General features: G+C 62.4%; 10 protein-coding genes and 1 tRNA gene. 8 read left to right on the top strand and 3 right to left on the bottom strand.

Annotated features, from left to right (window positions below):
• The first annotated feature begins 87 nt into the window (after positions 1–87).
• The 5 genes from LCHO_RS03890 to LCHO_RS03875 all read left to right on the top strand — a co-directional run bounded on the left by LCHO_RS03890 (position 88) and on the right by LCHO_RS03875 (position 5,156).
• Positions 88–1,338, top strand: a complete 1,251-nt coding sequence (locus tag LCHO_RS03890) for a tyrosine-type recombinase/integrase (RefSeq protein WP_223210501.1) — start codon at positions 88–90, stop codon at positions 1,336–1,338.
• Positions 1,335–2,336 carry a tyrosine-type recombinase/integrase gene (locus LCHO_RS03885; RefSeq protein WP_012345811.1) on the top strand — a complete coding sequence of 334 codons (1,002 nt, stop codon included), beginning with the start codon at positions 1,335–1,337 and terminating at the stop codon, positions 2,334–2,336. The genes LCHO_RS03890 and LCHO_RS03885 overlap by 4 nt, the downstream gene beginning before the upstream one ends.
• Complete coding sequence (locus LCHO_RS03880; protein ID WP_012345810.1) at positions 2,329–3,348, top strand: tyrosine-type recombinase/integrase; 1,020 nt, start codon at positions 2,329–2,331, stop codon at positions 3,346–3,348. Before LCHO_RS03885 ends, LCHO_RS03880 begins: the two co-directional genes overlap by 8 nt.
• A 693-nt stretch (positions 3,349–4,041) precedes the next feature.
• Positions 4,042–4,485 carry a helix-turn-helix domain-containing protein gene (locus tag LCHO_RS22615; RefSeq protein WP_150105409.1) on the top strand — a complete coding sequence of 148 codons (444 nt, stop codon included), beginning with the start codon at positions 4,042–4,044 and terminating at the stop codon, positions 4,483–4,485.
• A gap of 17 nt (positions 4,486–4,502) precedes the next feature.
• Entirely contained in the window at positions 4,503–5,156 is a 654-nt protein-coding gene (locus LCHO_RS03875; protein ID WP_223210500.1) for an IS630 family transposase, read from the top strand.
• A gap of 47 nt (positions 5,157–5,203) precedes the next feature.
• Here LCHO_RS03875 and LCHO_RS03870 read toward each other — a convergent pair whose 3' ends face one another.
• Positions 5,204–8,536, bottom strand: a complete 3,333-nt coding sequence (locus LCHO_RS03870; protein ID WP_012345807.1) for a DEAD/DEAH box helicase — start codon at positions 8,534–8,536, stop codon at positions 5,204–5,206.
• Positions 8,529–9,317, bottom strand: a complete 789-nt coding sequence (locus tag LCHO_RS03865; protein ID WP_012345806.1) for a hypothetical protein — start codon at positions 9,315–9,317, stop codon at positions 8,529–8,531. The genes LCHO_RS03870 and LCHO_RS03865 overlap by 8 nt, the downstream gene beginning before the upstream one ends.
• A 492-nt stretch (positions 9,318–9,809) precedes the next feature.
• Between LCHO_RS03865 and LCHO_RS03860 the strand changes: the two genes are divergently transcribed.
• Genes LCHO_RS03860 through LCHO_RS03850 form a run of 3 tightly spaced genes read left to right on the top strand, consistent with a single transcriptional unit; the run spans position 9,810 to position 13,046 of the window.
• Positions 9,810–11,063 (top strand): tyrosine-type recombinase/integrase, encoded by a 1,254-nt coding sequence (locus LCHO_RS03860; RefSeq protein ID WP_012345805.1) that lies wholly within the window; start codon positions 9,810–9,812, stop codon positions 11,061–11,063.
• Positions 11,060–12,040 carry a tyrosine-type recombinase/integrase gene (locus LCHO_RS03855; RefSeq protein ID WP_012345804.1) on the top strand — a complete coding sequence of 327 codons (981 nt, stop codon included), beginning with the start codon at positions 11,060–11,062 and terminating at the stop codon, positions 12,038–12,040. The genes LCHO_RS03860 and LCHO_RS03855 overlap by 4 nt, the downstream gene beginning before the upstream one ends.
• Positions 12,033–13,046, top strand: coding sequence for a tyrosine-type recombinase/integrase (locus LCHO_RS03850; RefSeq protein ID WP_012345803.1), 1,014 nt, complete (start codon positions 12,033–12,035; stop codon positions 13,044–13,046). Before LCHO_RS03855 ends, LCHO_RS03850 begins: the two co-directional genes overlap by 8 nt.
• A 494-nt stretch (positions 13,047–13,540) precedes the next feature.
• On the opposite strand, the gene LCHO_RS03845 is transcribed toward LCHO_RS03850, so the two are convergent.
• Positions 13,541–13,617, bottom strand: a tRNA-Arg gene (locus LCHO_RS03845).
• Between the last annotated feature and the right edge of the window lie 8 nt (positions 13,618–13,625).

Here is a 13,625-nt window from a genome sequence, read left to right as displayed (position 1 = left end):
TGGGCGGGCTGCCAGGAGAGGTGCCGTTGAACTGGACATAAGTTCGCGGCCGGCGCATGGATGGCGATCTCACAACTGGAGATCGCCATGGACTTGATCCACTCAATGCACCCGTTGGCCAGGGCTTGGCTGCTCGACGGCCCGCTGTCCTCGTTCGTTGATGCATTCCAGGCGTTGCTGGAGCGAGGTCGGTATGCCGAAGGCAGCTCAGTGGCGGCCTTGCGTGGCTGGTCGCACTTTGCCCACTGGATGACGAAGTGCCAGCTGTCGGCCGAGCAGATCGACGAGGCCCTCGTCGGGCAGTTCCTGGATTCGCATCTGCCGCGCTGCGACTGCCATCCCGCAGCGCTGCGCACACGCGGCGACGTGAGCGCCAGTCTCGGGCATTTGCTGGCCTTGCTGCGGGAGCAGCATGTCATCGTGGAGTTGCCTGGGCCGAGCGGTCCCGTGGCGGAGGAACTGACCCGCTACAACGTCCATATGCGCGACGCCCGGGGGCTGGCGATTGGCACCCGAGGGGATCGGCTCGCGTGCATCAGTCTGCTGTTGCAATGCAAAGTCGCGGGCAAGGCCATCGCCATCGGCGCGTTGCAGCCGGAAGACGTTCGCGGCTTCATGGCAACCGAGCTCACGCGGGTCAGCAGCGCGTCGCATGCCAGCGCGGTCACGGCGGCGCTGCGCGCCTACTTCCGATACCGAGGGACCTGCGGTGACGCAGTGAATGGCCTGCTCGGCGCCATCTCTTCGCCGGTGCGATGGAGCCAGGCGTCGTTGCCGCGTGCGCTGACGGCCGAGGAAGTCCAGCGGCTCGAAGCGCATTGCGCACAAGCCAAGCGGGCCCCGCTGCGGCTGCTGGCCATGGTGCGCCTGGCCTTGGATCTCGGACTGCGCGTGGGCGAGATCGCCAAGCTTGAGATCACCGACTTCGACTGGCGCGCCGGCACGGTGACCCTGAAGAGAACGAAGTCCCAGCGCCAGGATGTGCTGCCGCTGCCGGCGGTCACCGGGCAAGCGCTGTCGGAGTACATGAGGCACGAGCGGCCTGCAACCACGCTGCCGTCGCTGTTCGTCCGTCGGGTGGCACCACATGACAGACCCATCGGCGTCGACACAGTGAGCCAAGCAATCGGGCGCGCCCTGCGAGGTGCCGGCATCTCACGCAGTTGCCACTCGTTGCGCCACACGCTGGCCTGTCGCCTGGTCAACAGCGGCAGTTCGATCAAGGAGGTTGCCGATGTGCTTCGGCATCGATCGCTGGACACCTCGCTGATCTATGCCAAGCTCGACCTGCAACTGCTTGCCGAGGTCGCTCTGCCTTGGCCTGGGAGCGCATCATGAGCGCCGCGTCGTCGGCGAGCATCGACCTCACCGCCAAGGTCGAGCAATACCTGGCTGAACGCCGGCGCCTCGGGTTCAAGCCGTGCTCTTCCGATCTCGCCGTGCGCCATTTCACCCGCTTCATGGCCAGCGAGGATCAGCGCGGCGCGTTGACGGTGGACGTGATGGTCCGGTGGGCGCGCCAAGTGCAGCCCCGGTATCTCGTGGACGGCCAGGCCAATGTCGACACCGCAGCGCGCCGACTGGCAACGCTGCGCCCCTTCATGCGTTGGCTGCAGCAGTTCGATCCGACCGTCGAAGTGCCGGACGACTCCAGCTTCGGCCCGATCCCGCGCCGCGTGGCGCCGCATATCTACAGCGAAGCCGAGATCGCTGCGCTAATCGTCGCGGCTCGCCGACTCGGTCCTTCGGATGGCCTTCGTGCCGCCACCTACGCGACGCTGTTCGGCCTGATCGCATCGGCCGGACTTCGAGTCTCCGAAGCGATCAACCTGGCCGACTCGGATGCGGATCTGGAGGGCCGTGTCCTGACCATCCAGCAGACCAAGTTTGGCAAGTCGCGCATGGTGCCACTGCACCCCAGCGTGATTGGCCCGCTGGCCGCCTACCGAGCCCTGCGCCGCCAGCACGTGCAACCGAGGCCACAGATGACTTTCTTCGTCGGCTCGCGCGGCGTGCGCCGCGGCAAGCCGTTGGGAGACCGGCAGGTGCATCGGATGTTCTGCCAGCTTCGCGAGCAGTTGGGCTGGATCGACCGCGGCGGCCATGGCCGACCCCGGGTGCATGACCTGCGCCACAGCTTCGCCGTGAGGCGGATGATCCTGTGGCACCAGCAGGGAGCGAACCTCGACCAACGCATGCTGGCCCTGTCCACGTACATGGGCCACATCAACATCTCCAGCACCTACTGGTACCTGAGCGGCGTGCCGGAGTTGATGGCGCTGGCCGGGGCTCGATTCGAACGCTTCGCCGATATCGCGGAGAGCGACGATGAGTAGCGCTGACCACCGCAAGCCGGCCCCGCCGAGCTTCGCGACGCTGGTCCAGTCCTTCTTCGCCGAACACCTGACGCAGCAGCGCGCGTTGAGCCCGCAGACCGTTGCGGCCTACCGGGACGCGTTCGTCCTGTTCCTGGACTTCGCCCAGGCGCGACTGCACAAGACGCCCACGACGCTGTCGCTCGCCGACCTGACGCCCGCGCTGATCCTGGACTTCCTCGATCATCTGGAACGCGATCGGCACAACACCGTCCGCAGCCGCAATGCGCGACTGGCCGCGCTGCGCTCGTTCCTGAAGTTCGCGGCTCGCCGAGACGTGACGGCACTTCAGGTCGTCGAGCATGCGCTGGGCGTGCCAATGAAGCGCTTCGAGCGGCCGATGTTCGAGTTCCTAACACGCGAGGAGATGCTGGCCGTGATCGGCGCGCCGGGAGCGGATTGGGTGAGCCAGCGAGACAAGCTGTTGCTGGCCCTGCTGTACAACACTGGTGCCCGCGTGTCGGAGGTGATCGGCGTGAAGGTGGGCGACGTCGTGCTAGCCCCGGCGGCCTGCGTGCATCTGCATGGCAAGGGTCGCAAGCAGCGGTCGGTGCCGCTCTGGCGATCGACGGTCAAGGTGATCCGCGCCTGGCTGAGGTTCAACCCGGAACTGACTCCGACGTCGGCCCTGCTGCCCAACCGCAGCGGACAAGCGATGACGCGATCCAACGTGACGCAGCGCCTGGCGTTGGCCGTCAAGGCCGCGGCGCTCACGACGCCGAGCTTGGCCGGGAGAACGATCTCTCCGCACTGCCTGCGGCACTCGACGGCTATGCACCTTCTGCAGTCGGGCGTGGACATCAGCGTGATCGCCCTGTGGCTCGGGCACGAGAGTCCGGCGACGACGCACCAATACGTCGAGGCCGATCTCGCCATGAAGGAAAAGGCGCTGGCCAGGCTTCAGGATCCCAACGTCATCCCACATCGGTTCCGGGCAGACGACGATCTGTTGAAGTTCCTCAAGACCTTGTAATTACGTGCAGTTCAAAGACGCGACAGCCGTCCTCTTGCGAGGGCGGCGACGCCGCGCTGCCGGGCCAACTGTGCATAACCAAGGACTGTGCATAACACTGCTTATGGAGAGCTTTCCATAAGCAGCGTCTCCGGTCGGTCGCCGCCGGACCGTGAACTTACGGTCTCGGACGCATTGCGGTCGTTGAGACACCAGCGACGGCGCCGGGCCGGCGGCCGGTTTCAGCCTTCACCGGACATTGGCGCCAGTCAATAGGAGACCGCTCTTGGCCGAGACTTCCAATTCGCAATCGCGCCACGAAGCTGACTTTGGCCGACCGAGCCAGCGCGGCGAAAGTCAGCTTGCGGTGACCCTCAGGGAAGCTCGGTCCCGGCCAGTGGCGGACACCCCCGACCGGCAGCCTTGAGGTCGGGCCATGCGAGACGCTTGCGCCATCTTCCAAGACTCAAAAGTCGGTTTCGGTCATCCGGCAAGAATCAACACGTAGCTATTCTGCGCCGCACACGGTTCTATGCATATCTATGCATCAGTTCGGTGACCCGTGTTGTCAAGACATAAAGTGTGACCGGGTCGGTCAGGACGCGCACCCTTGTGTTCTAGATGACCGCATTCGAAACTAGTACATCGACGCGCAAGTAACGGAACATGAATACACTTCTTCTGTCGCCCATGAAGGGGCCTGGAGGTGTAGTCATGCGCCAGACGGAACTGCATTTGTCCGAAGAGGATCGCGCGGTGATCAGCAGCATCCGAACGAAGGGACTGCATCAAACGCGCGAAGTGAATCGAGCCCATGTCTTGGCCAGTCTGGATCAAGGCGTGCCGGAGGCACAGATCATGGCTGTGCTCGGGATTGGGCGTACCGCTGTGTGGCGCACTCGTGCTGCGTATTTGCAGGGTGGAGTCGATCTGGCCTTGTTCGACGTTGCACGATCAGGGCGACCACCCCAGTACGACACCGATGCCCAAGCTCGGGTTACAGCGCTGGCGTGCACGGCCCCGCCAGAGGGACGCCAGCGCTGGACACTGGTGGAACTCGAACGTGCCGCACGCCAGGAGCAAGGCCTGGGCAACGTGAGTCGAGAAACCGTGCGGCGCATGCTCAAAAAAACGACCTCAAGCCCTGGCGCAGGCTGATGTGGTGCATTGGCGCGTTGACCGACGAATACCGCCAGCGGATGTACGCCCTGCTCGAACTGTATGCACGGCCACTGCGCTTGTCTGAACCGGTCATCTGCATCGACGAGAAGAGCTTGCAGCTCATCGCTCACAGTCGTCAACCACTGCCGATGGTCGAACACAGCCCGACCAAGCAGGACTACGAGTACGTACGCAACGGCACGACCAACCTGTTCGTGGCCGTCGAGCCCAAGGCGGGCCGCCGAATCGTCGAGGTCACAGCGCAGCGGGGCAAGATCGACTTCGTTGCCTTTGTTAGAGATCTGCTGACCAATGCCTATGCCAAGGCACGCCGCGTTCACTTGGTGCTGGACAACCTCAACACCCACTTCCGCAAGTCGTTCGACGATGTCATGGGCAAGCGCGCGGCGGCCAAGCTCCTGCGTCGAGTCCAATTCCACTACACGCCCAAGCATGCGAGTTGGCTGAACATGGCGGAAATCGAAATCGGCATTCTCAGCCGGCAGTGCCTGGATCGACGGATCGCCAGTCGGGAGTTGTTGCAGTCCGAGGTGGATGCCTGGCAAGAGGCCCGAAACGCCGACGTGCGAACCATCGAATGGAAGGTCACTCGTCAAGACGCTGATCAAAAACTTGGTCGTCACTATGTTTCGACACTTGCGTGTTGATGTACTAGCGCCACGGCGAATACCGCAACGAAAGGCAATGAGACCTCTCAACGAGATGTTGAAAGTGCGTTCCTGAGCCGTCCGACAGCCATCCCAAAGTCCTCTGCACTAGTTGCGGGAGAGATGGCTGCATGCAAGCTCGCATATCTTTTATGCACTGCTGTTCGCGAAGATCGTACGTTGAGCGCTTGACGGAGGGCGAGCTTCTCGGCGACATCGAAACCTCCGCGGACACAGCCGCTGAGCGTAGAGAGCCCAAGGCCTGGAAGCGCCTTCTCTTGCTCCGTGCCTTTCTTGATCGCGCGCACCACCTGCAGTGGCAGGCCGAAAACGAAGGCGAGTTCCGGGACGATTCGCAGTACGAAGTCTCGCGCCAAGTCACACTTGCAGAGCTTGGCAGCGTTCGTTCCGAGCGTCAGTTCGATCTCTGCAATGATCGAACCAGCCATCCAGCGTTTCAGGGGCTCCGTAGCATAGTCAAGGATGTACCGACCTCTCTCTGCGTCAGTGGTCAGTGCCTTATACGGCTTGCCGAGCACGGCATCGAGCGTCGATGGGCGAATGAGGTAAGGAACGAATTGCGGCACGGCTTTCAGCCATTCCAGAAAGGAGTCTCGCCATTGCTCCACGGACCCAGCGTTGGGAAGCTGTAGGTCGCTCACGGCCTGGCCGAACTGCGAGATTAACTCGGCCGACACCCCCGTGGCAGCTGCAAGTCGATCGACCCAGGTTGGGTTGGTCGGGGCACCTTCGACCTTTCGTGCGGCGAGCGCCGCACTCACGCGGCTGTCGATCCATGCGAGATCATTTGCCGCCCTTTTTCGGTAGGCTGCGAAGGACTTCTGCAGAAGAGCTCTTGCTGCGCTGTCCTTGTCTCCATCTTCTCCAACCGGCAGGCGGCTGAGGAGATACCTGAGCGACGCCGACTGGTCCTCCTTCGAGAGTTCCAACTGGTCGAGAAGCGCCGTCATTGGGTCGTCAATCGCAACGCACTGATCGCTTTGCGCGAATATGGTTTGCAGATCCGCCCAGTGCTTGCCTATCTCGTTCTTTCCGTCCCGAAAGTGCACTACTTTGCTCGGAACCACCAGCACGAATCCGTAGGACGACTCACCTGCACGACCGGCTCGTCCAGCTGCATTCAGGAGCTCATGCGCCTCCAGCCGTTGAACCTTGTTGGCCTCACGATCGAAGCGGCTATCGCCGCCGATGATGACAACCTCGCTGGGTAGGTTCATCCCTTGCGCAAGCGTCGATGTTGCAACCATGACCTTAACGCCGTCTGAGCGCCTGAACAAAGATTCGTGGAGCTGGCGCTCGGCATGCAGAAGGAGGCTGTGATGACAAACGCCTGCAGCCTCAACTCGCCCTGCATCATTCGTCGAAACATAGGAATGCGACACGTCCCCGAGCTCTTCGATGGCTTCGGTGAGCAGCGCTCTCTCCGCGCTTGTCAGTGTTATCTCGGTGGCGATCGCGCCACCATTGACCGCTTTCGTCGCCGCGTTCGCCAACGGAATGGTTTGAACGAAGACCAGCGTCTTTAGATTCTGACTTGCTGTTGCCACGGCGAGAGCGCTGGCCAGCTTGTTTCCATTGGGCGTCAGGTACCAGATCTTTCCGCTGGGAGACTTGCCGGTTCCCAGGGCCAATTTTTCCTCCAGCAGGGGTAGCAGCCGGTAATGTGCTCTAGACTTCGAGAGCCAAGTCTGCCTCAGTGAGAACAGACCCAGGGGCTGCGCGGTCAGCGTTTTGGCAACAGCGGTAGGCACTCCTTTTGTCTTCGCGGTGGCACGAGCCGTACCGAGCCTTGCGTTCAGTGTTTCGATGTGGTCTGCCTCGTACACCACGCACCCTCGAACCTGGCGGGTAGGCTTCCACGTCAGGTCAAGCGCCAGGCAGGGCCTTCCCGTCATCGAGGCGATCCAGGCGGCAATCTCGCCCGTGTTTTTCATCATCGCGGACAGCAACAGAAGATCGGCCGTTGGCACGATGGTCACGAAGTTGAGGACGCAGAGCATGGCGTCGACCGCGCGGTGACTGGCTTCAATAGCAGCTGCATGCAACAAATGGCACTCGTCGAACACAAGTAGGCCAACGTCCGAGAAAGCTTCAGATTCATACCCAAGAAGCGCAAGGCATCTCTCAGTCGTCATGACCGAGACCGATGGAAGGTCCCCTACGAAATCCTCAAAGTCGAAGTTTTCTCCCCGTTCTTGTTGGACAGTCGCTTCGGGAAACGTCACCTTCAGCGCGCTAGCGGTTTGCTCGACCAAAGCCAAAGTCGGGGCCAAAAAGATGACCTTCTTTCCTTGCAACAGCATCGCCGCGATCTTCAACTCCGAAAGGGTCGATTTGCCCGCACCTGTTGGGAAACTCACCGCGGAGGAAGTGCCAGTCTCAAGATAACCCGAGTCGACGGCCGTCCGGTGATTGCGCCACAGATAAGGTCTGCGCTTTGCAATCTTTCGCATCATGGTTGCCCATCGCGGCCCGTCGACTCCCCCGGGGGGAGTGACGTTGACGACCGCAGCAGGAGCCAGGTTGTCCGCAACAGACATCAGAAGAGACGCTAGATGATGTGGTCCGGGGAATGCGCTGAAGGCGGCGGTCGACCAGGGCGTTTGCTTCATGCAATCGCCCTGGGCGGTCGACTCCCCGGCGATTTCCATCCGTTCGACGCACAGATCCTTGATGCGTCGGAACACAGACGCTGCACTGCCGAGCGTGTCGTCGGTTTGTGGGGTGCCAAGTAGCTCCCGCGCAAGCTGTCGCACCCCCCGAAGAAGAAGATACAGAAGCCCTGCAACGCCTCGATCGCCTGTGTCGTCAGCCCGAAGCAAGTCGACGCTCGGCAAATCAAGGTTGGATACGTTGATCAGTTCCCCCTTTGACAGATTGACGATTGCGTTGAGGAGACGACCTTCAATGATGTTGCCGCTCGGAATGACAATCGTTTTCGCCATTTCGGCGGAGTCAGCCGTCGCTTCCGCAACCATGAAGAGCAAGGTGGCGGAGACCTCAGGGGCGATCGAGTCGAGAGTCAATCTCGTTTCTGGCTGCTCGGTTCGCCCCAACCGGGCGGCCATCAGCGAAACGTGATGAGCGGCGCCGGCGACAAACGCGGCTGATGCCCGGTTTTCTCTGTTCGGAAGCGCAGAGACAAAGGCTTCGTTCGTGAACGCAATCCTTCGCATTTGCGTAGCAAGTGCGTCGATGTCGGCGGGCAGGGCCTTGCCGACTGCGAGTTCTCGCAGGCGCACACGCGCCGTCACGATCGACGTATAGGCGTCCGTCAGTTGCTCGGGCAAGCCGGGAAGGTCCAAACCCTCGAGTTCGGGCGCACTTGAAATCAGGGCAGAGGTGTCGGCGTCAAACATGTGCTGCTTTCAACGCTGCGATGTGTGCCAAGACCTTGCTCGCAATGCTGTCCATCCAGCTGCGCAGATCATCAACATAAAACGTCTCGCCACGCCTGCGCTTGACGTTGCCTTGGACCTTCGTGTCGTAGTCCTTGAAGAGGCGCCCACGGCCTGCGTTTGTCGCATGGAGTTTGCCCACGGTGATGCTGACTCTGAAATGGCGTGCATCCTTCCAAATTACCCGGCGAACCACGTCGTCCACATCGATGCCTTGCCGCTTCTCCAGCAGCCCAGTGACTTCAGCCACCAACACATTGGCGTCACCCCCGCTTTCGTATTCCTCGAATTCCGGCCACACCTCGTCGCGAATCGTTTTGCGAGGATTGTCGGTTGCCTTGTCTTCAAATATGACCACGGCACTTATGGCACCTACTGGATCGAAATCCAGTTGAATCCCGTCGAAACCCTTTTGCGCAAAGATCATTTGCGGAGTGTTGATCAGCGATTTTGATCCCGCCTTGTGCGCCGACAGCCAAGACATGACCTGAAACATCCACCCGTCCCGATGCCAGGGCTCTGTGCCTACGGGAACCGTCAGCATCTTCGCCGCAGCAGCCCAAGCGTCATCGACTGGGACCGGAAGGGCGGTTCCAATATTGAGCAGTATCTTGTTCACGTGGCGTGCCTGCCCGAGCGCTACGCGGGCGATGAGTTCCGCCAGAAGCTGCTCGTCCGTTACCGCCCAGGTGTATCCATGTAGCAGAGACTTATGGACGATCGGCGTTAGTAGAATCGGCATGCGTTGGAATTAGGAGCAGGAGTCGGGGTTCCGCGCGGGCGACGCTGTCAGCGCTGAACGGTCAAACTAGTGAACCTCGGCAAGAGTAGCGACTGCCTTTGACCATCGGGTCAGGTGAAGTCAAAGCATAGCCACAGGAGCCCGTGGTCGGCGCCCTTGCCGCCGACCTCTAACAAATGTGGCTCTGACCACCTTCACGTTCCATCCTAGGACGCTTCATATTACAGCGATCAAGCCCACTGGTGCGCCTGCCACGTCGTACCTGACGACCGCTCTGATACGGCAAGTTCGACGTGCTGAACGACCGCTCAGGGTCGCTATGCAGAGCTCTCCATAGCGACCCCTATGCACATGTCTCGACTATGCACAGGTGACGCGGCCCTGATTACGTGGAGGCCGCATCGGCGCGGCATGCGGCGGCGGGGTCACTCGCCGAACTGGACATAGTTTCGGCGTCGGAGCGCACTGGTGATCCCACTTCTGGAGATCACCATGGATACCGCTCAGCACTCGCGCGTCATCGAGGTCGATTGGCTCGCCGCCAGTCCCATCGGGCCTCACGCCGTCGCGTTCAAGCATCACCTGACCGAGCGCAGGTACGCCGCGCACACCGTTTCCAGCTACATCGCTGAGGTGACGCACTTTGCGCGCTGGGTCTGCACCCGGCGGCTGCCGCTGGCCAGGATCGACGAAGTCTCGGTCGCCATCTTCCTTGACGACCACCTGCCGAGTTGCGCTTGCACTGGACACACGCGGCACGACCGGGCCGATCACAGCGCGGCGCTTGGGCACCTGCTCGCCGTGCTTCGCGCGCAAGGTGCCATTGCACAGCCACCAGTCAGCACGACGCCCGTGGATGAGGAATTGCGTCGCTACGACGATCACATGAATCACGTGCGTGGGCTCGCACCGAAGAGCCGGACCATGGTGCTGAGGATCGTTGGGCGGCTGCTGGCGGAGCGCTTCGGTGGCCACGCCGTCGATATCAAGGCCATCACGCCCGAGCACGTTCGGCGCTTCTTTGCCGAGCAGGCCGCGCTGCACAGCAAGCCTGCCGGCGCGGGGTCTGTCGTGTCATCGCTGCGCGGCTACTTCCGCTACCGCGCCTCGCTGGGAGATCTGGTCCACGGGTTGATCGGCGCGCTGGCCTACCCAGCCAACTGGGCCCTGTCTTCGCTGCCCAAGAAGTTGACCGACGAAGAAGTCGCCCAGTTGGTCGGCTCGCTCAACAACCCCTGCCGTGCCATGCGGCGGGCGTGCGCCATCGTGCGCTGCGCCCTCGATCTCGGGCTTCGCAGCATTGAAGTCGCCCAGCTCAGCCTGGACGACATCGACTGGCATGCCGGCACGATCACGCTGCGCCACACCAAGGGCCGCCGTGTCGACATCCTGCCGCTGCCTGTGGCCACCGGCGAGGCCATCGCCCGGTACCTGGAACTGGAGCGCCCCAAGACAACCAACCGCGCCATCTTCGTGCGCAATGTGGCCCCGCGCGACGCGCCCATCGGCGCGGACCTCATCCGCATCACCATCCGCCAGGCCTACGCGCGCGCCGGACTGCCGTACACCCGTTCGCACCTGCTGCGTCACACGATGGCTAACCGCTTGCTCGCCAGCGGGTCGACATTGAAGGAAGTGGCCGACGTGCTGCGCCACCGGTCGCTGAACACCACGATGATCTACGCCAAGTTGGACAGCCGCAGTCTTGCTGCGGTGGCGCTGCCGTGGCCTGGGAGTGCGTCATGAGTGCCGCCGCCATGCCCTTCAAGTCGCGTGTCGAGCGCTTCTTGGTCGAGCGCCATGGTCTGGGGTTCTCAGCGCGCGTAGAGGCTTGCACCTTGCGCAGCTTTGCCCGCCATCTTCATGAGATTGGGCATTGCGGACCATTGACGGTCGAGGTGATGACCGACTGGGCACGGCGCGACAGCCATGGCAGCACGGACCCGGTCACGTGGGCGCGACGCCTGAAGAGGCTGCGCACGTTTGTGCGCTGGCTGCAGCAGTTCGAGCCCGACACCGAAGTTCCCGATGACACGGTCTTCGGGCGCATGCCGGAGCGCAAGGCGCCCCACATCTACAGCGAGCAAGAGATCATTGACCTGCTGACCAGCGCCAGGCGGCTTGGACCGGCGTCCAGCCTTCGTGGTGTCGTCTTCGAGACGCTGTTCGGGCTGATCGCCTCGACCGGCCTGCGGATCAGCGAAGCGCTGTCGCTGAAGAACGCTGACGTCGATCTCAAGACCGGCATGCTGAGCATCCAGCTGACCAAGTTCGGCAAGTCGCGCCAAGTGCCGGTGCATCCCAGCACCCTTGAGGCGTTGCGTCAATATCGCCTGCGGCGCGACTTGGCGGGCGAGTCTTACGGCGACGACACCGCGTTCTTCGTCGGCAGCCGGGGTCGACTGCATGGCCGGCCTCTGGGCGACCGCCAGGTGCATCGCGTCTTCGGTGAGTTGCGCCGGCAATTGGGTTGGCCCAATCGCGGATCGCACCACGCCGCACGCATCCATGATCTGAGGCACACCTTCGTCGTTCGACGCATCGTGCAGTGGTACGCCCAGGGCGTGGATATCGACCAGGCCATGCTCTCGTTGTCGACATACATCGGGCATGCGATGGTGACCAACACCTACTGGTACCTCTCGGCGGTGCCGGAACTGATGGCGCTGGCCGCAGGGCGGTTCGAAGCGTACATGTCACAAGCGGGGGCAGGCGATGAATAAGCCACCCACTCCGCCGCCGCCGTCATTCCCGGCGCTGGTCCAGCAGTTCTTCACCGAGTACCTGGTTGCGCAGCGGGCGGTCAGTCCGCGCACGGTGGCTTGCTACCGAGACGCGCTGTCATTGTTCCTGGGCTTCGCCAGCCACAAGCTGGGCAAGGCGCCGACGGCGATGCAGCTTGCCGACATACGACCCGAACTGATCCTGGCATTCCTCGACCATCTGGAGCAGGGACGCAAGAACACGGTTCGCAGTCGCAACTTGCGGCTCACGGCGCTGCGAGCGTTCTTGAAGTTCGCAGCTCGGCGTGATGTCACTGCGCTGCACGACATCGAGCGAGCGCTGGCGGTGCCGATGAAGCGCTTCGAGCGGCCGATGCTGGGCTTCCTGACACGCCCAGAGATGCTGGCAGTGCTCGGGCAACCGGGCGAGAACTGGTCGTCGCAGCGAGACCACCTGCTGCTGGCCATGCTCTACAACACCGGCGCGCGGGTCTCCGAGATGATCGGCGTGCGCGTCGTTGATGTCATTCTGGACGGTGGCGCCTGCGTGCACCTGCACGGCAAGGGCCGCAAGTTGCGATCGATCCCGCTGTGGAAATCCACGGTGGTTGAGATACGCGCCTGGCTTCGGTTGAATCCGGTGTTGCGTGGCGAGGCTGCCTTGCTGCCGAACCGAGATGGGCAGGCCATGTGCAGATCGAACGTCACGCAGCGCTTGAGCCTTGCGGTGACCCGCGCCACGGCGGAGCAGCCCAGCCTGGCCACCAAGCGCGTCTCGCCGCACACGCTCAGACACACGAGCGCCATGCATCTGTTGCAGTCGGGCGTGCCGTTCAACGTGATCGCCCTGTGGCTCGGCCACGAGAGCACGACAACGACCCACCGATATGTCGAGGCCGACCTGGCGATGAAGGAGAAGGCGCTCGCTCGGCTGGAGGCGCCAGACACCAAGATGGGCCGCTACAAGGCGCCGGACTCGCTGCTGCGGTTCCTGCAAACACTGTAACTATGCGCAGAACACGCCGGGCTGAATGCCTCGTCGCTGCAGGGCCCGGCTCCTGCAATCTTGAGGCCCCTGTGCATAGTCGAGTCATGTGCATAGGGGTCGGGTCCGACTGGTCGTCCCGGGCAGGAGGAGTCGTTCGAGGGCCCTCACGCTGGCGGCATTGCACGAGCGACCGGTCAGAAAGGTGCAGCGGTCATAGACCGCAGTGACCGGCGTATGAACGCTTACGGTCTCGGCCGCCGTTCAACTGCCGAACCTGACCGACCGCACCCAGTCTTGACCGGACGCCAGTTTTCGGTCGGCGCCAACAGCACCTGTATCAGGCGAGGCCGAGCGCGCGACGGCGTGATCGTAATCAGGACGTACTGGCAGCGGAGTTGCCATCTGAGCGGCAAGCGTTTGCCAATTTGCCAGAGAGTTGCCAGAAATCGGCATTCCGAGCCCACAAAGCCAAACGGGTTAGCCTCTTGTGAAGGCTAACCCGTTGATTTATATGGTGCGGCTGGCAGGAATCGAACCCACGACCCCTTGGTTCGTAGCCAAGTACTCTATCCAGCTGAGCTACAGCCGCGTTGCTGT

It is taken from the genome of Leptothrix cholodnii SP-6 (assembly GCF_000019785.1).
Classification (GTDB): Bacteria; Pseudomonadota; Gammaproteobacteria; order Burkholderiales; family Burkholderiaceae_C; genus Sphaerotilus; species Sphaerotilus cholodnii.
This window is presented reverse-complemented; position numbering and strand designations above follow the sequence as displayed.

Excerpts from the sequence above, each read along its gene's own strand:
- LCHO_RS03890 (WP_223210501.1), top strand. The coding sequence starts at position 88 with ATGGACTTGATCCACTCAATGCACCCGTTGGCCAGGGCTTGGCTGCTC.
- LCHO_RS03885 (WP_012345811.1), top strand. The coding sequence starts at position 1,335 with ATGAGCGCCGCGTCGTCGGCGAGCATCGACCTCACCGCCAAGGTCGAG.
- LCHO_RS03880 (WP_012345810.1), top strand. The coding sequence starts at position 2,329 with ATGAGTAGCGCTGACCACCGCAAGCCGGCCCCGCCGAGCTTCGCGACG.
- LCHO_RS22615 (WP_150105409.1), top strand. The coding sequence starts at position 4,042 with ATGCGCCAGACGGAACTGCATTTGTCCGAAGAGGATCGCGCGGTGATC.
- LCHO_RS03870 (WP_012345807.1), bottom strand. The coding sequence starts at position 8,536 with ATGTTTGACGCCGACACCTCTGCCCTGATTTCAAGTGCGCCCGAACTC.
- LCHO_RS03865 (WP_012345806.1), bottom strand. The coding sequence starts at position 9,317 with ATGCCGATTCTACTAACGCCGATCGTCCATAAGTCTCTGCTACATGGA.
- LCHO_RS03860 (WP_012345805.1), top strand. The coding sequence starts at position 9,810 with ATGGATACCGCTCAGCACTCGCGCGTCATCGAGGTCGATTGGCTCGCC.
- LCHO_RS03855 (WP_012345804.1), top strand. The coding sequence starts at position 11,060 with ATGAGTGCCGCCGCCATGCCCTTCAAGTCGCGTGTCGAGCGCTTCTTG.
- LCHO_RS03850 (WP_012345803.1), top strand. The coding sequence starts at position 12,033 with ATGAATAAGCCACCCACTCCGCCGCCGCCGTCATTCCCGGCGCTGGTC.